This is a genomic window from Nocardiopsis trehalosi NBRC 14201, assembly GCF_001552555.1.
GTDB classification, from domain to species: Bacteria; Actinomycetota; Actinomycetes; order Streptosporangiales; family Streptosporangiaceae; genus Nocardiopsis_B; species Nocardiopsis_B trehalosi.
Genome location: NZ_BCRK01000122.1, coordinates 1 through 19086 on the forward strand (window position 1 = coordinate 1; position 19086 = coordinate 19086).

The following is a 19086-nucleotide window of genomic DNA, read 5'->3' on the forward strand; positions in this document are numbered from 1 at the left end:
TCCGCACCGGGCCCGCCCCCCGTCCCCGGGGGGCGGGCCCGGTGCGCGTCGCGGCCGTCCCGCCGCCGAATCCGCGCCACCCGCCGCGACTTGTGGGAAACCCGCTTCGCCGCGGAAGCCGATGCGGTAGCGTCCAGGGTCTGTGGGCACCAAGGGTGTCCCCTCCTGCGCGCAGCGTGACGGAGGGCGCCCCCCGCACACGGGGAGGGCGGGGCACCGCGACTCCTCCCCGCCGTGGCCGGCAGCCCCGTCGACCGGCCGGGTGCCCGTCCACCCGAACCGCGTCCGTGGGAGGAGCTCGATGGGCCAGGCGAGCGGCGCCGACCGCGGTATCCGAGCGCAGCTCAACCGGATCGTGCTGATCCCCAGCATCACCTTCGTCGTGCTCTTCGCCGTCCTCAGCGGCGCCACCCTGCTGCGCGCCGCCTCCCTGCACGTCGCCACCGGCGACGGCCGCAGCGGCCTCCACCTGTACCACGCCCTCGTCGAGATCCAGAGCGAGCGCCGGCTCGCCGCCGTCTACGCCGGCGCGCCCACCGACACCGCCCTGCGCGCCCTGCGCGACCAGACCACCGCCACCGACGAGGCCGTCCGCGGCATCGACGAGCGCAGCGAGGGCCTGCGCGGCCGCGGCGACCCCGACGTCGCCGAAATCGCCACCGCGTTCTTCACCGAGGTCGGCCGACGCGGCGAGATCCGCGCCCAGGCCATGGCCGAGGAGCTCAGCGCCGACGAGGTCATCACCTCCTACACCGCCATCACCGACCGCGGCGTCGCCCTCTACGACGCCATGACCCGCCGACTCGACCACGGCGCGTCCGCGGCCGCCGGCGCCGACGTCGTCAACCTCATGCGCGCCCACGAGCGGTTCAGCCGCGCCGACGCCCTGCTCAGCACCGCCGTCGCCACCGGCTCCCTCGCCCCCCTCGACCGCACCCGCTTCGCCGCCCTCGTGCACGGCACCGCCGACCGCCTCTCCACCAGCCGGCCCGCGCTCACCGGCGCCGCCGCCGACGCCCACGACGACCTCACCGGCAGCGCCGCCTGGGAACGCGTCAACGACCGCGCCGCCGCCGTCGCCGACCACGCCCCCGAGGCCGCCGTCGACCCCGTCACCGGCGTCGGCGCCCCCGCCGACGGCCTCCCGCCCGGCCTCAACGGGTGGCGCGCCGACGCCGACGACGTCAACGCCGACCTCGTCCGCCTCACCGACGCCGCCTCGCGCGGCGTCATCACCGTCACCGACGACGCCGGCACCGGCATGTTCGCCCTCGCCCTCGGCGGCGGCGTCCTCGCCGCCTTCGCCGGCACCATCGCCTACGGGGTCGCCTCGCGCTCGGCGTCGCGCCTCACCGCCCGGCTGGCCCGGCTGCGCGCCGACACCCTCGGGGTCGCCCGCGAGGAACTCCCGCGCATCGTCCGCCGCCTCGCCGCCGGCGAACCCGTCGACCTCGACACCGAACTCACCCAGCTCGACCACGGCACCGACGAGGTCGGCCAGGTCGCCGACGCCTTCAACACCGCGCAGCGCACCGCCGTCCTCGCCGCCGTCAAGCAGGCCGACATGCGGGCCGGCGTCAACCGGGTCTTCCTCGCCATCGCCCACCGCAACCAGTCGCTGGTGCAGCGCCAGCTCCAGCTCCTCGACCGCATCGAACGCGAGGAGGAGGACCCCGACCTGCTGGAGGACCTCTTCCACCTCGACCACCTCGCCACCCGCGGCCGGCGCAACGCCGAGAACCTCATCATCCTAGGCGGCGCCCAGCCCGGCCGGCGCTGGAGGCAGCCCATCCCGCTCGTCGACATCCTGCGCGGCGCCATCTCCGAGACCGAGGAGTACTCCCGCGTCAAGCTCCGCGTCGTCCCCGACCTCGCCCTCACCGGCGCCGTGGTCGCCGACGTCATCCACCTCGTCGCCGAACTGGTCGAGAACGCCACCGCGTTCTCCCCGCCGCACACCCTCGTGCACATCCACAGCGAGGTCGTCCCCAAGGGCGTGGTGGTCGAGATCGAGGACCGCGGCCTGGGCATGAGCGAGGACAACCTCGCCACCGCCAACGCCACCCTCGCCACCGCGCCCGAGTTCGACGTCATGGCGCTCAACCAGGACTCCCGGCTCGGCCTGTTCGTCGTCGCCCGCCTCGCCGGCAAGCACGGCATCAGCGTCCAGCTCTGCCCCTCTCCCTACGGCGGCACCCGGGCGGTCGTCCTCGTCCCCGCCGAACTCATCGCCACCGGCCTCGCCGACGACCCCGCGGCCCCGCCCGCCGACGTCGTCTCCGGCCCGGCGGCGCGCCACCGCAGCGGCGACCTGCTCGCCCCCAAACGCCCCGCCCCCGCGCGGCGCAACCGGCCCGGCCGCGGCGCCGACCGCCCCGCGCCGGCCCCGCCCGCCCCCCGCCCCGCCCCGCCCGCGCCCGCCGACCCCGGGGGCGGCGGTGCCGACCGCCCGGTCCTGCCCCGCCGCCGCCGCCAGGCCAGCCTCGCCCCCCAGCTGCGGGGCGACGCGGCGCCCGCCCCGTCCGCCGCGCCCGGTTCGCCCGCCCCCCGCACCCCCGAGCAGGCGCGGCAGATGATGAGCGCCTTCCAGAACGGAACCCGGCGCGGCCGCGAGGACGACGTCCTCGCCCCCGACCCCCCCACAGCCGCACCGCCCCCACCGCCAGCAGGCACATGCGAGGAGCCCGCCGCGCACCCGGCCGTCGGGCCCACGGGAGAGAGCGAGTAAATGGTGCAGAAGAGCAACGCCGCGGGCGACCTCAACTGGCTGCTCGACGACCTGGTCGATCGCGTCGTCGGGGCGAGGCACGCCATCGTGCTGTCCGCCGACGGCCTGCTCATCGGCCGGTCGCGCGACCTGTCCGCCGAGAACGGCGAACACCTCTCCGCGGTCGCCTCCGCCTTCCAGAGCCTGGCGCGCGGCACCGGCCGGAAGTTCGACGGGGGAGCGGTCCGCCAGACCGTCGTCGAGATGGAGTACGCCTACCTGTTCGTCACCGCCGCGGGCGAGGGCGCCTGCCTGGCCGTCCTCGCCGCCGAATCCGCCGACGTCGGCCTGGTCGCCTACGAGATGAACATGCGGATCAAGCGCGTCGGCCAGTTCCTCACCGCCGCACCGCGCTTCCCCGAGTCGGTCTCCGCCGGAAGCTCCGGCTCATGAGGACCCCCGGCGAACACCGCAACGGCGCCGCGGCGCGCGGCGCCCCCCTGCGCGGCCCCGCCCGCTCCCGCGACCCCGGGCCGGCGGCCGCCCGCACCCGGCGCAGAGGCCCCGCCGCGCCCGACGCCCGCACCACGGGCGCCACCTCCCACTTCGACGCCGCCGCGGGCTCCCTGGTCCGGCCCTACACCATGACCGGCGGCCGCACCCGCCCCGCGGGCTCCGGGCTCGACATGATCAGCATCGTGGTGACCACCCGCGAGCGGGTCGACTGGACCGCGCTGGAACCCGAGCACGCCGCGATCCTGCGGCTGTGCCGCCGACCCGTGTCGGTGGCCGAACTGTCGGCGCAGCTCGACATCCCCATGACCGTGGTCAAGGTGCTGCTGGGTGACCTCATCGCCCGCGGCGACGTACTCGCCCGCGCCCCGCTGCCCCCGGCCGAACTCCCCGAACTGACCCTACTTCAGGCGGTACTCGATGGCATCCGCAGACTCTGACAGCGGTCCCGGCACCGACATCCCCCTGGCGGTGAAGATCCTCATCGCCGGCGGGTTCGGCGCGGGCAAGACGACGATGGTGGGATCGGTCAGTGAGATCACCCCGCTCAGCACCGAAGAGATCATGACCGAGGCCAGCATGGGCGTCGACGACCTCGGCGGCGTCGAGGACAAGACCACCACCACGGTCGCCCTGGACTTCGGCCGCATCACCATCGACGAGAAGGTCGTCCTCTACCTGTTCGGCACCCCCGGCCAGGGCCGGTTCTGGTTCATGTGGGACGAGCTCGCCGCGGGCGCGCTCGGGTCGGTGGTGATCGCCGACACCCGCCGGCTCGACAGCTGCTTCCCCGCCGTCGACTTCTTCGAGCACCGCGACATCCCGTTCGTGGTCGCCGTGAACCGGTTCGAGGGGGCCTGCGACTACACCCCCGAGGAGGTCCGCGACGCCGTCGACCTCGGCGGCGACGTCCCCGTCCTCATGACCGACGCGCGCGACCGCGACTCCGGCAAGCGGGTCCTGATCGCCCTCGTCGAGCACGTCATGCGCCGCCGCAGCCCCGCGCTATCGGGGTGACCGCTACCATGGCCCGACAGACGCCTTGACCCGGGTCTTGCCCGCGGCCGACCCCGCCGACCGGCCGTTTCCCGATCGGAACCGAACCGAGGGCAAGATCATCGCTCACTAGTGGTTAGCATCTTTCGCGTGAACCCTGACAGTACGCAGAATCCGGACAGACTCCCCCCTCGTGATCTGCCACGACGCCGATCCGGCCGCCACCGCAACCCGCTGTCGTTCGACAGCTGGATCGGCACCCCCGCACTCGTGCTCGCGGTCCCCGGCGCGATCGACGGCGACCCCGACACCTCCGGGGGCATCGGCCGGCAGATGGCCGACCTCGTCCGGGCCTACCGGCCCGAGGTCGGCATCCGGTTCGGGGGCACCGCGGGCGACCGGCACCACCTCACCGAGGCCCTGGCCGGCCTGGAGCCCACCGACGACCACCCGCTGCGCGGCGTGGTGGTCCCCCTGCTCACCGCCCCGCACGCGCCGACCGCCGCGGCCATCCACGACGCCGTCCGCCGCACCGGCGCCGACGTGCGGGTCACCGAGGCGCTGGGCCCGCACCCCATGCTCGCCGAGGTCCTGCACCTGCGGCTCGCCGAGGCCGGGTTCGTCCGCGCCGACCGCATGCGGCTGATCAGCGTGGTCGCCCCCAGCACGAGCATGACCGACGGCGTCGTCGTCGGCGCCGTCGGCGGCACCGACGCGGTCAACGCCGCCGGGGTCACCGCCGTCCTGCTCGCCGCCCGCCTGGGCATCACCGTGCTGCCGGCCGACCTCGACGACGACGCCGCGGTGGCGGAGGTCTTCGGCCAGCTCCGCGACGCCGGCTGCACCCGGCCCGTCATCGCGCCCAGCGTCGTCGGCCCCGAGTGCCCCGAGTCGCGCGTCGCCGAGCTCGCCCGGCGCCACGGCGCCCGCGTCAGCGCCCCGCTGGGCGCCGGCAGCACGCTGGCCAAGATCGCCGCCCTGCGCTACGCCGAGGTGCTCAACACCCTCGGCGTCGAGACCCCGCCGACCGCCGACCAGCTCCCCGCCCCCGTCGGGTCCCGGCACCGCCCCGGGAGCTGAGGCCCCCCGCAGGTCCATCCTCGCTGTGCCCCCGGCGGCGCACTCCCGGGAGTGCGCCGCCGGAGGCATGTCCGGTCCCATCCGGATCGCTTTCGGTAACGGAACGGGAACACAGGGCGACGGTTTTCCGGTAGCGTCTGGTCACCGGGGCGCCGCGGCACCCGCGCCCGGGGCCGCCCCGGCCCGAGAGCCGCCGCCCGCGCCCCCGTACTCCTTGGGGGACCACCATGGCGAGAACGCGCGGACCGACCATCCGCGGGCAACTGACCGGCATCGTGCTCATTCCCAGCATCAGCTTCCTGGTGCTGTGGACCACCATGGCCGCCGCCGGCACCTGGCAGGCCGCCCGCGTCCTGCCCGACCTCGCCGACGGCCGCGCGTCGATCGCCGCCGTCGAGCGCCTCACCGCCGAACTCCGCGCCGAACGCCGGCTGGGCCTGCGCCACCTCGGCGACCCCGGCGACGGCCGGCTCCACGCCGACCTCGTCGAGCAGTACGGCCGCACCGACACCGCGCTCGACCGGGCGGCCGACCGCGCCACCGTCCCCGGACCCGGCGCCGGCACCGACGCCGACCGCGGCCACGACGCCCTCACCGAGGGCGCCGAACGCCTCGCCGACCTGCGCGCCGACGTCGACTCCGCCGGCATCGACCGCGACACCGCGCTCACCCGCTACAGCACCCTGGTCGAGGACACCGAGGCCCACACCTGGGCGCTGCTCGGCTCCCTGCAGACCGAGGGGGTCGTCGCCGAGGTCGCCGCCGCCCGCGAACTCATGGCCGCCCGCGAGGAGTTCTCCCGCTCCGAAGCCCTCCTCGGCGGAGCCATCGCCGCGGGCGCCATGCCCTACGAGGAGACCGCCCAGTTCACCTTCCTCACCGCGTCCTACCGCGACACCCTGGAGAAGGTCGAACCCGCGCTCGCCGACACCGCCCGCGACCGGTTCGCCGCCATGGCCGCCGCCCCCGAGTGGATCGCCGCCGAGGACCTCAGCCGCGCCGTGGTCACCCGCCCGCCCGTCCGGCCCGCGCCCGCGCCCGGCGCCCCCGCCGCCTTCAACGACCGGATCGGCGTCACCGCCGCCGACTGGGCCGACGCCGCCGAAGGGGCCATGCCCGCCCTCGACGCCACCGTCGCCGCCCAGCAGGGGGCCGTCATCGACGGCGCCCGCACCACCGCGGTGCGCGCCGTCGCCATCGGCGTCACCGGCCTCGCCGTCACCCTCGCCGCCGGCACCACCGCGATCGTCGTCGCCATGCGCTCCTCGCGGCGGCTCATCGGCCGCCTGCAGCGGCTGCGCAGCGAGGCCCTCGCCCTGGCCGACGCGCGGCTGCCCGCCATCGTCGCCCGCACCCAGAGCGGGCAGCGGGTCGACGTCGCCGGCGAACTGCCCCGGCTCAGCTACGGCGACGACGAGATCGGCCAGGTCGCGTCCGCGTTCAACGCCGCCCAGCGGACCGCCATCGGCGCGGCCGTCAAGCAGGCCGAGATCCGCGAGGGCGCCAACCGGGTGTTCCTCGGCATCGCCTACCGCAACCAGACCCTCGTCCAGCGCCAGCTCCGCATCCTGGACGAGATCGAGGACGACGAGGACGACCCCCGCACCCTGCGCAAGCTGTTCCGCCTCGACCACCTCGCCACCCGGGCCCGCCGCTACGCCGACAACCTGCTCATCCTCAGCGGCGCCCACAGCGCCCGCCGGTGGCGCCGGGCGCTGCCGCTGGTCGACGTCCTGCGGGCGGCCATCTCCGAGACCGAGGACTACGAGCGCGTCCGGCTCACCTCCGCGCCGCCCGTGCGGGTGCGGGGCACCGGCGTCGCCGACGTCGTCCACCTCATCGCCGAACTGGTCGAGAACGCCACCCAGTTCTCCCCGGCCGACACCCTGGTCGACGTCGGGTGCGCGTCCGCCGCCGGAGGCGTCGCCGTCCAGGTCGAGGACCGCGGCCTGGGCATGACCCCCGACGGCTACGCGTCCGCCGCGCGCATCCTGTCCGGCACCCCCGAGTTCGACGTCATGGCGCTCCAGGAGGAGCCCCGCCTCGGCCTGTTCGTCGTGGCCCGGCTCGCCGCCCGCCACGGCGTCGAGGTCCGCCTCGGGCCCTCGCCCTACGGCGGCACCCGCGCCGTCGCGATCGTGCCCGACGCGCTGCTGGAGAACGGCGGCCCCGACGACGACCCCGGCCCGGGCGCCGCCCCGCTGCGGGTCGACGGGCGCCGCGTCCTCGGCGGGGCGCACCGGTGAACGGCCCCGACGACCCGGCGGGGCGGCTGGTCCGCCCGTTCGCGGTCCGCCTGGAACGCCCCGGCGGGGCCGCCCGCCCCGACCTGCTCACCCGCGTGGCGGCCACCCGCCCGCCGTGCCGGTCCGACACCCTGCACCCCGAGCGCGCCACCGTCCTGCGGCTCGCCCGGCGGCCGCAGACCGTCGCCGAACTCGCCGCCCACCTCGACCTGCCGCTCAGCGTCGTGAAGCTGCTCGTCGCCGACATGCTCGCCGCGGGCGCCCTGCGGACCTGCCGCCCGCCGCGCGCGCTCGACGACGGGACGGTGCTGCGGCTGCTCCTCGACGGGCTGCGCGCCCTGTGACCGGCCGCTACCGGCCACCGCGGGCGATCCCCGCGGCGGCCGGTGGAGTTGATCTCCGGCCGCGGCTTAGGCTCGGGGCACTCGAAGGAGGTCGGCGGCGGAGCCCCTCCGGGCACGGGACCGCTCCGCCCACGCGCGTATGAGCGGCAGCGGCGGGCAGGACGGGCGCGAGGGCGCGGCGGGGGAGCCCCGTGCCGGTGGGCGCGCGGAACCCGGGCGGTGGCGCTCGCTGATCGTCCGCGTCGGCGAGGTCGGCGGCTTCCTCGCCGTCGTCGGCCCGCTGGCCGGCTGGCTCCTCGACTACGCCGGCGTCGCCCCGTTCGACCTGCCGCCCGCCGCCCGCCGCCTGTTCGACGCCGCGTGCTTCGCCGCCGTGGTGGCCGCACTGCTCTACGCCGCCGTCGGCCTCCTCCGGGGCGTCCCCCCCGACCCGCCGGACCCCGACCCGCCGCCGCCCGCACCCCAAGACCCGCGCCCGGGCGTCCGCACCGTGCCCACCCCCGGACCGCTGCGCCGCGCCCTGTGGGCCTGCGCCGCGACCGCCGCCGTCCTCGTCGTCGGCGCGGCCCTGGCCGTCGCCCTCGACACCAGCGGCGACGCCTGCCCGCCGCCCGAGGAACTGATCATCGCCACCACCCCGGCGGGGGAGCGCACCGCCGCCGCGGCGGCCGCCGCGTTCGCCGACGAACAGGCCGACGGGCACGACTGCCGGCCCCTCGCCGCCACCGTGTACGCCATCGACCGCGCCGAGGACGCCCGCACCGGCCTCACTGACGGCTGGCGGCCCACCGACGGCCCGCTGCCGCACGTCTGGCTGCCCGACTCCTCCGCCGAGGTCGCCCGGGTCGCCGACCGCCTCGCCGAGCGCACCGACCCCGAGGTCACCGTCACCCCCGCACTCGGCGGCGACGGCGAACCCCTCCCCACCCGGCTCACCCCGCTCATCGCCGCCGTCCCCCGTGAGCGCGCCGAAGCCGCCGCCGGGGACGCCGGCACCGCGGCGGCCGTCACCGACGACCTCTACGCCGCCCTCGCCGCGACCGCCCCGCCCGGCACCCCGCCCGCCGTCCGCGCCGACCCCGCCGGGTCCGCGACGGCCCTCCTGCACACCGCCGCCTACTACCGGTCGCGCGACGCGCTCGACGTCGACGGCGGCCTCACCGACCGCGACGCCGCCGCCGCCGTCGAGAACACCCTGCGCGCCGGGCTCACCGCCGACGACGAGACGGCCATGCTCTGCGCCGCCGCCGACACCTCCGCCGGCGGCGGGCCGGCCGTCCTCACCACCGAGGCCGCCCTCTACCGCGTCCGCGCCGGAGTCCTCTGCGCCGACGGCGTCAGCGAGGCCGAACGCGCCGACCTCGTCCCGCTCTACCCCGGCGAACCCCTCTACCTCGACCACCCGTTCGTCCGCGTCGAACCCCGGGGCCTGGACGACGGCGCCGACGACGCCGCCGCGGCCTTCCAGGAGTTCCTGACCGGGCTCTACGACGACACCGCCGCCTTCGCCCCCGCCCCCGTCGGCCCCGGAGCCGGCGACGCCCCCGCCACCGACGGCCTCCACCTGGGCCACCGCGGGGGCCCCGACATCGCCGGCGCCCCCACCGGAGGCCCCTACGCCCCACCCGGCGAGATCGCCTGGACCGAACCCTCCGACTGGCACCAGGCGGCCGGAACCGTCCTCGACACCTACCGCGGGCTGCACGACGACGCGACGGTCCTGCTCGCCCTCGACGTCTCCTCCTCCATGACCGCGCCCAGCGGCGTCCTCGCCACCGCCCGCCGCGAGGCCACCGCCCTCGCCGAACTCGCCGGCGGCGGGGACACCCTCGGCCTGTGGACGTTCCCCGGCGGCCCCGCACCCGCCGCGGTCGACCACGACACCCCCGTCCACCCGGCCGACGCCGACGACGTCCGCCGGCGCCTGCACACCGAGGTGGAGCGGCTCGACGCCCTCTACGCCTCCACCCCGCTGCTCGACGTCATCGGCGACGGCGTCCTCGTCCTCCAGGACCACGCCGCCGGCGACCGCACCACCGACCCCGTGCTCGTCGTCGTCACCGACGGCGTCGTCATCCCCGACCACCCCGGCATCGACCTCGCCGAGGTCGAACGGCGCCTCGACGGCAGCGGGGTCCGCGTCCGCGTCCTCGCCGTCGGCGCCGACCCCGACCCGTGCGGCACCGGCCCGCTGCCCGACCTCGCCGCCCTCCCCGGCGTCGACTGCGTCCCCGTCGGCGCCGACCCCGAACGCCCCGGCGAGGCCGGGCGCGACGCCCTGCTCAGCGCCCGGACCGACTGACCCGCCGAAAGGAGGCGCCATGGCCGACCCCACCGGCCCGCGCGGAGTCCGCTGGAGCGGCACCACGCCCCGCTGGCGGCTGGGCGCGGTCGCGGGCGCCGCCGCCCTCGTCCTCGCCCTCGGCGCCGTCGCCCTGGGCGCCGCCGCCGACGGCCCCGCCGGGACCCCCGACGAGTTCACCGTCGTCACCGGCCTCGACGCCTCCGGCACCGACGTCTACCGGCACCTCGTCGACGAGTGGAACGCCTGCCGCTCCACCGGCCCCACCGCCCGCCTGGTCGAGATCTCCGCCATCACCGACCTCCAGCGCGCCGACATGGTCCGCTGGCTGCAGACCGAGGGCCACCGCTACGACGTCCTCAACCTCGACAACCAGTGGATCGCCGAGTTCGCCCGCGCCGGCCACCTCGCCCGCGTCGACGGCGCCGTCCCCACCGGCGGCCTGCTGCCCAACGTCGTGGACGCCGTCCGCTACGACGACGAGGTGTGGGCGGTGCCGTTCGTCGCCGACGCCGGACTCCTCTACTACCGGTCCGACCTCGTGGACCGCGCCGACCTCGAAGGCCAGGACTGGGCCGACACCCTCGCCGTCCTCGACGCCCGCGCCGAGGGCGACGGCGTCCACGGCTACGCCGCCCAACTCGACGCCTACGAGGGCCTGACCGTCAACACCATGGAGTTCGCCAACGAGCACACCGACCTCGTCACCGAGGCCGACGGCACCCCCACCGCCGTCCTGGCCGACGACCCCCAGCGCACCCAGGTCCGCGTCCTGACCGACGCCCTCGCCTCCGGCGCCGTCCACCCCGGCTCCCTGGGCGACGCCGAGGCCGACAGCGTCGACCGGTTCGCCGCCGGCGAGGCCGTCGCCATGCGCAACTGGCCCATCTGGTACGACCGGCTCGCCGAACGCCCCGGGGTGCGCCCCGCCGCAGGGGAGGACCACACCGGCACCGGCGAGGACCCCGAAGGCGACCGCATCGAGTTCGACGTGCTCCCGCTGCCGTCCTTCAGCGCCGTCCTGGGCGGGCAGAGCCTCGCCGTCAACCGGGCCTCCCCCTACGAGGAGGCCGCGTTCGACCTCATCGCGTTCCTCACCGCCACCGAGCAGCAGCGCCGCCTGTTCCACACCGCCGGGTACGCCCCCGTCCGCGCCGACGCCTACCACGGCGAGGTCGTCGACCGGCCCGGCCCCGACCCGTGCGACCCCGACGGCGCGGCCACCACCACCGTCGACACCCGCCGCGGCGCCTACGCCGACCTGCTCCTCGACTCCGTCACCCAGGCCGGCCACCGCCCCCGCACCCCCTACTACCAGCGGTTCACCACCACCCTCTACGGCGGCCTGCACCCGCTGCTGGACGCCGCCGCCCAAGGCCGCGACGTCCCCCGCGACGACCTCGCCGACCTCCAGGAGCGGCTGAACACCACCCTCGGCGGCGGGTGAGGCACCACCCCCGGGCGCGGCCCGGACCCCTTGCTAGCGTGGCGCGGATGAGCACCGAACGCATCGGCATCATCGGCGCGGGCATCGTCGGTCTGGCGCTCGCCCGGTGGATCACCGAACACCGGCCCGGCGTCCGCGTCACCGTGGTCGACAAGGAGGACCGGGTCGCCGCCCACCAGACCGGGCACAACAGCGGCGTCGTCCACGCCGGCCTGTACTACCGGCCCGGATCACTCAAGGCCGTCCTCAGCCGCCGCGGCACCGCCCTGCTCCGCGACTACTGCGCCGAACGCGGCCTGCCCTACGACGAGATCGGCAAGGTCCTCGTCGCCGCCACCCGCGACGACGCCGCCCGCCTCGACGACGTCCGCCGCACCGCCGAGGCCAACGGGGTCCCCGGCATCCGCATGCTCGGCCCCGACGGGCTGCGCGACCTCGAACCGCACGTCGCGGGCCGCGCCGCCCTGCACTCGCCCAGCACCGCCATCACCGACTACATCGCCGTCGCCGAGTCCCTCGCCGACGACGTCCGCCGCTCCGGGGGGCGGGTCCACCTCGGCGCCCCCGTCATCGCCCTGCGCCAGGACGCCGACGGCGCCGAGATCCTCACCGGCGACCCGCACGGCGAACGCGTCCGCCGCCGCTTCGACACGCTCGTCATCTGCGCCGGGCTGCACGGCGACCGGCTGGCCCGCATGGCCGGCGCCGACGACGACCTGCGCGTGGTCCCCTTCCGCGGCCAGTACCACGAACTGGCCGCCGACCGCCGCCACCTCGTGCGCGGCCTCGTCTACCCGGTGCCCGACCCCCGCTACCCGTTCCTCGGCGTCCACCTGACCCGCCACGTCCACGGCGAGGTCATGGCCGGCCCCAACGCCATGCTCGCCGCCGCCCGCGAGGGCTACCGGCTGCGCGACGTCGCCCCCGCCGACCTCCGCGACACCCTCACCTGGCCCGGGTTCTGGCGGCTGGCCCGCCGCCACTGGGCGGTCGGCGCCCGCGAGATGGCCGTCTCGGCGTCCCGCGCGGCCTTCGCCCGCGAGGCCCGGCGGCTCGTCCCCGAGATCACCACCGCCGACCTGCGCCCCGCGCCCGCCGGCGTGCGCGCCCAGGCACTCACCCGCGGCGGCGACCTCCTCGACGACTTCGCCGTGTCCACGCACGGCCGCGTGGTGTGCGTGCGCAACGCCCCCTCACCCGCCGCGACCTCGGCCCTGGCCATCGCCGAACACCTCGGCGCCGCGTACCTGCCCGCGCGCTGACCCCGGACGCGCCGCGGCGCGCGGGCCGGCCTGCCCGCGCGCCGCGGTCGGCGGACCTCAGCAGGCGGTGTCGAGCAGGTCGGACAGCGCCGCCTCCTCCGCCGCGTCGACGCTCAGCCCCCACACGTGCTTCACGTTGATCCAGCTCTTGGCGTAGTCGCAGTGGATCTGGGTGCGCTCGGGCATCCACTCCGAGGGGTCCTTGTCGCCCTTGGCGCTGTTGCTGCTGACGGTGACCGCCCACAGCTGCGGCGAGTCCACGTCGTTGGCGAAGTCCTCGCGGCGGCTCGTCGTCCACTCGTCGGCGCCCGACCGCCACGCCTCCGCAAGGGGGACGAAGTGGTCGACGCTGATCTCCGACGGCGTGCTCGACGTCACCCCGTCGTAGACGCTGTACCAGCTCCCCGCGGTCGGGTAGCAGTCTGAGCCGACCTCGACCCCCGTCCCGTCGCGGCGCAGCACGTACTCGCGGGCACTGCACGTGCCCTCGACCGTCGACCAGTGCGGGAAGAGGTCGCGGTCGTAGGGGGAGGAGGAGCCCTCGCCCTCGACGGTCAGCCCGGCCAACTGGGTGCGGGCCTCGGCCAGGGCGGGCGGCGGGGGAGGGGCGGCCTCGGCGGGGACGGCGAGGCCGGTGACGGCGAACAGCGCGCCGAGTGCGGCGGCGGCCAGACCGGCCGGCCGGCGTACGGGCATGGGCATGCGGTCTCCAAAGTTGAGCGGGACTTCGGACACCCTGAGGTTCACCCACAACGGGGACGCGACGGAAGACGCTCCGTGTGAACAATCGGCGACACAGCGTGTCCGGATGTGGCCACGGGGCGCGCGTTTGCCCCACGCGCCCCAGGGCCGCCCGCACGGCCCGCGTCAGCCGGGCGCCGACCCGGCCGCCCGGCCCGCCACCAGGTCGACCAGCCCCTCCACCAGCACACCGAAACTCCGGTCGACGTCGTCCGCCAGGCCGAAACCGCCGCGCGTCTCCAGATCCACGAACCCGTGCAGCGCGCTGCGCACCGCCCGGATCACGTCGACCCGCGCGTCCTCGGCCACCCCGAACCCGCGCAGGACCGCCTGGAACACCTCCACCGGGGCGTAGAACGCCGCCGCGGCCTCGGCGTCGCCGGGCGCCGGCGAGGTCTGCAACGCCGCGTACCGGCCCGGGTGCGCGCGGGCGAACGCCCGGTAGGCGTCGGCCAGCGCCCGTACCGCGTCCGGGCCCGACCGGCCCATCGCGGCGCGCCCCAGCGCCTCCGCGAGCTGCCCGGCGGCGGCCACCGCCACCGCGCGGCGCAGCCCGTCCAACCCGTCCACGTGCTTGTACAGGCTCGGTACCGCCACGTTCAGCCGCTTGGCCACCGCCGCCAGCGACAACCGGTCGAACCCGGCCGCGTCGCCCACGCGCGCGGCCTCCTCCACCACCGCGGCCGGGGTGAGCCCCGCCCTAGGCACGGGCGGTCTCGCGGGCGAACGCGGCGACGGCCGGCGCCACCACGTCGGCGCGCTGCGCGTGGGGGAAGTGGCCCGCCTCGGGCACCATCAGCAGGGTCGCGCCGAGCCGCTCGGTCATCCACGCGGCCTCGGCCGCCGGGTCCGGCCAGTCGGGGTCGCCCTCTCCCATGACCACCAGGGCGGGCGCCCGCACGTCGTCCAGCCGCGCCGGGACGGGGCGGAAAGCGTTGGCGACCGTCGCCAGGATCGCCCGGTAGCGGTCGCGCGGCCGCAGGTGGGCGCGGATGGCGGCCAGGTGCTCGGCGTGGTCGTCGGCGGTCCGCCCCGTGAACAGGCTCGACAGGTAGGACACCACCGCCGCCGGGCCCCACGGGCGCAGGAACATCGCCTGGAAGGCGGTCCGCTTCACCAACCCCATGCCGTCGCCGCGCAGGAACGCCCCGACCAGCACGATGCCGGAGACCAGCTCCGGCCGGGTGGCGGCCAGCCACGCCGCGGCGGTGCCGCCCACCGAGACGCCCAGGACCAGCGCCGGGCCGCCGAGTTCGCGGATCAGCGCCGCCGCGTCGTCGGCGGCGGCCTGCGGGGTGTAGTCGGTGAACGCGGTGCCGCTGTCGCCGTGGCCGCGCAGGTCGAGCGCCGCGACCCGGAACCCGGCCGCGGCGAGTTCCGGCGCGAGGTGGCGGAAGGTGGCGCGCACGTCGCCCATGCCGGGCAGGCAGACGATCAGCGGCCCCTCCTCGCCGTACAGGTCGTAGGCGATGGGGCCCTCGGGGCGGTTGAGAACGTGCACGGCGGTCCTCCACAGATCGCTAAGTTCGATAGCCGAAAAGCTAACTTGATTAGCTTTGGCTGTCAACCACCCCTCCCCTACACTCACCCCCCATGACCGCCACCTGGGACCCGGACGCCCCCGGCGTCCTCCGCCTCCCCTCCGGGCGCCTCGTCCGCGGCCGCGGCCTGCGCCACCCCCTCCCCGACGGCCCCACCCCCGACCTCGGCCTCTACCTCCTCGGCCGCGCCCCCGACCCCGTCGACTGGGAACACCACTGGCTGCGCTGGCCCGACTTCCGCCTGCCCACCGACCGCGCCGCCACCGCCGACGCCCTCCGCTCGGCCTGGCACCGCGCCGCGACCGAACGCGTCGAGATCGCCTGCGGCGGCGGCCGCGGCCGCACCGGCACCGCCCTGGCCTGCCTCGCCGTCCTCGACGGCGTCCCCGCCGCCGACGCCGTCGCCTACGTCCGCACCCACTACTCCCGGCACGCCGTCGAGACCCCCTGGCAACGCCGCTACGTCACCCGCTTCCCCTGACCCCGCACCGCCCCGCCCACCCCACCGCGCGTCTAGAGTGACCCCATGCTGGAGGAATCGGCGTCCGCCGCACGCGGCCTCGCCCGCGCCGCCGCACCACGGGCCGTCCTCGGACTCACCGGACCGCCCGGAACCGGCAAATCCGCGCTGGCACGCCACCTCGTGGCCGAGGTCCGCGCCGAACTCGGCCCCGACGCCGCGGCCTACGTCCCGATGGACGGCTTCCACCTGTCCAACGCCCAACTCGACCGCCTGGGCCGGCGCGACCGCAAAGGCGCCCCCGACACCTTCGACGTCCGCGGCTACCTCGCCCTCCTGCGCCGACTCACCACCCCCGAGGACGGCCCCGTCTACGTCCCCGACTTCGACCGCACCCTCGACGAACCCGTCGCCGCCCGCGAACACGTCGCCCCCACCGCCCGGCTCATCGTCACCGAGGGCAACTACCTCGCCGACGACGCCCCGCTCTGGCGCGACGTCCGCACCCTGCTCACCGAGACCTGGTACGTCGACACCACCGACACCATCCGCGAGGAGCGCCTGATCGCCCGGCAACTGGCCGGCGGCCGCGGCCCGGCCGACGCCCGCGCCTGGGTCGAACGCAGCGACCGCGCCAACGGCGAACGCGTCAAGGCGACCCGGGCCGCCTGCACCCACGTCGTCACCCTCGACCACGACGACCGGCTGGCCTGACACCCGGGCCGCCGCCGCACGGCCCCGGCGGCGCCGCCCCGAAAGGGCGCCCCACCCCACCACGGCGACCACCCCCCGAAAGGCCGCGACGATGGACCTCCTCACCGTCCTGCCCGCATTCCTCCTCGCGGTCCTGCTCATCTCGGCGTCACCGGGCCCGGCCATGGCGCTGATCCTGCGCCGCGCCGCGCTGCGCGGGTTCCGCTCCACCGTCCCCACCGTCCTCGGCCTGGAACTCGGCATCTACCTGTGGGCGCTGGCGGCCGGCGCCGGGGTGGCGGCGCTCGTCGCCGCCTCGCAGACGCTCTACCTCGTCATCCAGATCACCGGAGCGGCCTTCCTCATCTACCTCGGCGTACGCTCCTGGGCGGCGGTCCTGCGCACCCGGCGTCTCCCCGAAACCGACACCGCAGCGGACCCCGCCACCACCCCCGGCCCGCGCACCCGGCGCCCGGCCGTCGCCGCGTTCGCCGAAGGCCTCGCCGTCCAGATCGCCAACCCCAAGGCCGCGGTCTTCATGTTCGCCTTCTACCCCCAGTTCATCGCCCCGGGCGCGCCCGTCCTCGCCACCACCGCCGTCCTCGCGCTGGTCCAGGTGGCGACCGAGACCGCGCTCTTCCTGGCGCTGGCCGCCGGGGTCGCGCGGGCCGGCACCTGGTTCCGGCGCCCAGTGGTCCGGCGCCGGATGGAGGCGATCACCGGGACGGTGCTCCTCGCGCTCGCCGGCCGCATGCTCCTCACCCCCCGCTGAGGCGCCCGGAACCGGGGGCCGCCGCACCCCGCCTCGGGGCGCCCCCGCCACGGCCGCCGGCGGGCCGGAGACCCAGCGGCCCCCGACCCGCCGACCCGATACCGTAGAAGGGTCCACGCGGCACCGGTGGCCAGGGCCGCAGCGCCCCGCCGCCCCGACCCACGGAAAGACTCCAGTGACCGACATCATCGACGAACTCGAATGGCGCGGCCTCCTCGCGCAGACCACCGACCTTGACGAGCTTCGCAAGGCCCTCGCCGATGGCCCGGTCACCCTCTATTGCGGCTTCGACCCCACCGCGGGCAGCCTGCACGTCGGCCACCTCACCCAGGTGCTCACCCTCGCCCGCTTCCAGCAGGCCGGCCACCGCCCCATCGCGCTCGTCGGCGGCGGCACCGGCCTCATCGGCGACCCCAAGCCCAGCGCCGAACGCGCGCTCAACGACCCCGCCACCGTCGAAGGCTGGGTGCGCAACCTCGGCGACCAGCTCTCGGCCTTCCTGCGCTTCACCCCGGAGGGCGAGCAGCCCCGTCCCACCGACGCCGTCCTGCAGAACAACGGCGAATGGCTGACCGCCATGAGCGCCATCGACCTGCTCCGCGACGTCGGCAAGCACTTCGGCATCAACTCGATGCTGGCCCGTGAGACCGTCCGCAGCCGGCTCGACGGCGAGGGCATGAGCTTCACCGAGTTCAGCTACGTCCTGCTCCAGTCCTACGACTTCGTGCAGCTCTACCGGCGGTACGGGTGCACGCTGCAGACCGGCGGCAGCGACCAGTGGGGCAACATCACCGCGGGGCTCGACCTCATCCGCCGCATGGACGCCAACACCCCGCACGGCCCCGCGCACGGACTCACCTTCAACCTGCTGACCAAGAGCGACGGCACCAAGTTCGGCAAGACCGAGACCGGCACCATCTGGCTCGATCCCGAACTCACCAGCCCGTACGCCTTCTACCAGTACTGGTTCAACGCCGACGACCGCGACGTGGTCCGGTTCCTCAAGGTGTTCAGTTTCCGCTCCCGCGAGGAGATCGCGGAACTGGAACAGGCCACCGCCGAGCGGCCCGCCGCGCGCGCGGCCCAGCGCGCCCTGGCCGAGGAGCTCACCACCCTCGTCCACGGCACCGAGGAGTGCCGCAAGGCCATCGACGCGAGCCGCGCGCTGTTCGGCCAGGGCGACCTCACCGCCCTCGACGCCGCCACGCTCGGCGCGGCCCTCGCCGAGGTTCCCCGCACCGAACTCGCGGGGCCGGCCGACGCGCTCCCGCCCGTGGTCGACCTCCTCGCCGCCAGCGGGCTGGTCGCCAGCAAGTCGGCGGCGCGCCGCACCGTCCAGGAGGGCGGCGCCTACGTCAACAACACCAAGGTGGCCGACATCGAGGCGCGGGTGCGCCCCGAGGACCTGCTCCACGGCCGCTACGTCGTCCTGCGCCGCGGCAAGCGGAACGTCGGCGGCGTGATCGTCACCGGCTGACCCCGCCGCGCACCGGTGCGGGCGCCCCTCGCGGGCGTCCCGCGCCGGTGCGCCGGCCGCCGTCCGGAATCTTTCTGCCGGACGGCGTGTTTAACGGCCCGAACGCAGGGGCAGGAAGATCCCCACAAGCGAACAACTGACCTACCGCGCGGACCCCCGCCACCCCCGGTGGTACCCCGGCCCGGCGCGAGCCCGGAGCGTACAGCCTGCCGCAAGGCCGTGGGCCCGATGACCAGGGCGTTCGTCCCTGGAGCAACGGGCGATTTGACGTCTCCGAGCGCGGAACCTATCGTTACATGGTCGTGGGACGGTGAACGGCGAGCGCGCCGTTCGAGCCGGACCACCCGATAACCACCCCGCGATTCCACGCACGAGCACTCGCTCGGGCTGGTAATCTCGTCTCTCGGATCTCCACCGAGGGAATTCGGGACCGTTTGCCGCCGCACTCGCGGAACCGCCGATTTGGCGGGAACGAGAACGGCTGGTAAATTCGGAGAAACAGAAC

17 protein-coding genes are annotated in these 19086 nt (G+C 76.0%); 14 read left to right on the forward strand and 3 right to left on the reverse strand.

Features of this window, described 5'->3' with window-relative positions:
* The first annotated feature begins 301 nt into the window (after positions 1 to 301).
* From NT8_RS19395 to lhgO, 10 genes are all read left to right on the forward strand, one after another.
* Positions 302 to 2728, forward strand: coding sequence for a sensor histidine kinase (locus tag NT8_RS19395; protein ID WP_084469094.1), 2427 nt, complete (start codon positions 302 to 304; stop codon positions 2726 to 2728).
* Positions 2729 to 3160, forward strand: coding sequence for a roadblock/LC7 domain-containing protein (locus NT8_RS19400; RefSeq protein WP_067971523.1), 432 nt, complete (start codon positions 2729 to 2731; stop codon positions 3158 to 3160).
* Between the two features lie 191 nt (positions 3161 to 3351).
* A complete protein-coding gene (locus NT8_RS31490) occupies positions 3352 to 3660 on the forward strand; it encodes a DUF742 domain-containing protein (RefSeq protein WP_067971566.1) in 309 nt (102 codons plus the stop codon).
* Positions 3641 to 4237, forward strand: coding sequence for a GTP-binding protein (locus NT8_RS19410; RefSeq protein WP_067971527.1), 597 nt, complete (start codon positions 3641 to 3643; stop codon positions 4235 to 4237). The genes NT8_RS31490 and NT8_RS19410 overlap by 20 nt, the downstream gene beginning before the upstream one ends.
* 213 nt (positions 4238 to 4450) lie before the next feature.
* Positions 4451 to 5296, forward strand: coding sequence for a sirohydrochlorin chelatase (locus tag NT8_RS19415; protein WP_394326589.1), 846 nt, complete (start codon positions 4451 to 4453; stop codon positions 5294 to 5296).
* 227 nt (positions 5297 to 5523) lie between these two features.
* Positions 5524 to 7542: a sensor histidine kinase gene (locus NT8_RS31325; protein WP_084469096.1), complete on the forward strand. Its 2019-nt coding sequence runs from the start codon at positions 5524 to 5526 to the stop codon at positions 7540 to 7542.
* Entirely contained in the window at positions 7539 to 7886 is a 348-nt protein-coding gene (locus NT8_RS19425; RefSeq protein WP_067971529.1) for a DUF742 domain-containing protein, read from the forward strand. Before NT8_RS31325 ends, NT8_RS19425 begins: the two co-directional genes overlap by 4 nt.
* A gap of 139 nt (positions 7887 to 8025) precedes the next feature.
* The gene (locus NT8_RS19430; RefSeq protein ID WP_067971532.1) at positions 8026 to 10188 is read left to right on the forward strand and encodes a vWA domain-containing protein; all 2163 of its coding nucleotides are present in this window, start codon (positions 8026 to 8028) and stop codon (positions 10186 to 10188) included.
* A 19-nt stretch (positions 10189 to 10207) separates the two neighbouring features.
* On the forward strand, positions 10208 to 11635 hold the full coding sequence (locus NT8_RS19435) for an extracellular solute-binding protein (RefSeq protein ID WP_067971534.1): 1428 nt from the start codon (positions 10208 to 10210) through the stop codon (positions 11633 to 11635).
* 47 nt (positions 11636 to 11682) lie between these two features.
* Positions 11683 to 12897 (forward strand): L-2-hydroxyglutarate oxidase, encoded by a 1215-nt coding sequence (gene lhgO, locus NT8_RS19440; RefSeq protein ID WP_067971536.1) that lies wholly within the window; start codon positions 11683 to 11685, stop codon positions 12895 to 12897.
* A 57-nt stretch (positions 12898 to 12954) separates the two neighbouring features.
* Here lhgO and NT8_RS19445 read toward each other — a convergent pair whose 3' ends face one another.
* The 3 genes from NT8_RS19445 to NT8_RS19455 form a co-directional block, all read right to left on the reverse strand.
* Positions 12955 to 13593 carry an HNH endonuclease family protein gene (locus tag NT8_RS19445; protein WP_067971570.1) on the reverse strand — a complete coding sequence of 213 codons (639 nt, stop codon included), beginning with the start codon at positions 13591 to 13593 and terminating at the stop codon, positions 12955 to 12957.
* A gap of 171 nt (positions 13594 to 13764) precedes the next feature.
* The gene (locus NT8_RS19450; RefSeq protein ID WP_067971538.1) at positions 13765 to 14346 is read right to left on the reverse strand and encodes a TetR/AcrR family transcriptional regulator; all 582 of its coding nucleotides are present in this window, start codon (positions 14344 to 14346) and stop codon (positions 13765 to 13767) included.
* On the reverse strand, positions 14339 to 15139 hold the full coding sequence (locus NT8_RS19455; protein WP_067971541.1) for an alpha/beta fold hydrolase: 801 nt from the start codon (positions 15137 to 15139) through the stop codon (positions 14339 to 14341). The genes NT8_RS19450 and NT8_RS19455 overlap by 8 nt, the downstream gene beginning before the upstream one ends.
* Before the next feature lie 92 nt (positions 15140 to 15231).
* Between NT8_RS19455 and NT8_RS19460 the strand changes: the two genes are divergently transcribed.
* The 4 genes from NT8_RS19460 (at position 15232) to tyrS (ending at position 18581) form a co-directional block, all read left to right on the forward strand.
* Positions 15232 to 15660, forward strand: a complete 429-nt coding sequence (locus NT8_RS19460) for a protein-tyrosine phosphatase family protein (protein WP_067971543.1) — start codon at positions 15232 to 15234, stop codon at positions 15658 to 15660.
* A 45-nt stretch (positions 15661 to 15705) separates the two neighbouring features.
* Positions 15706 to 16353, forward strand: a complete 648-nt coding sequence (locus NT8_RS19465) for a nucleoside/nucleotide kinase family protein (protein ID WP_067971546.1) — start codon at positions 15706 to 15708, stop codon at positions 16351 to 16353.
* Between the two features lie 91 nt (positions 16354 to 16444).
* Positions 16445 to 17104: a LysE family translocator gene (locus NT8_RS19470; protein WP_067971549.1), complete on the forward strand. Its 660-nt coding sequence runs from the start codon at positions 16445 to 16447 to the stop codon at positions 17102 to 17104.
* A gap of 175 nt (positions 17105 to 17279) precedes the next feature.
* Positions 17280 to 18581 (forward strand): tyrosine--tRNA ligase, encoded by a 1302-nt coding sequence (tyrS, locus tag NT8_RS19475; RefSeq protein WP_067971561.1) that lies wholly within the window; start codon positions 17280 to 17282, stop codon positions 18579 to 18581.
* Positions 18582 to 19086: the final 505 nt, after the last annotated feature.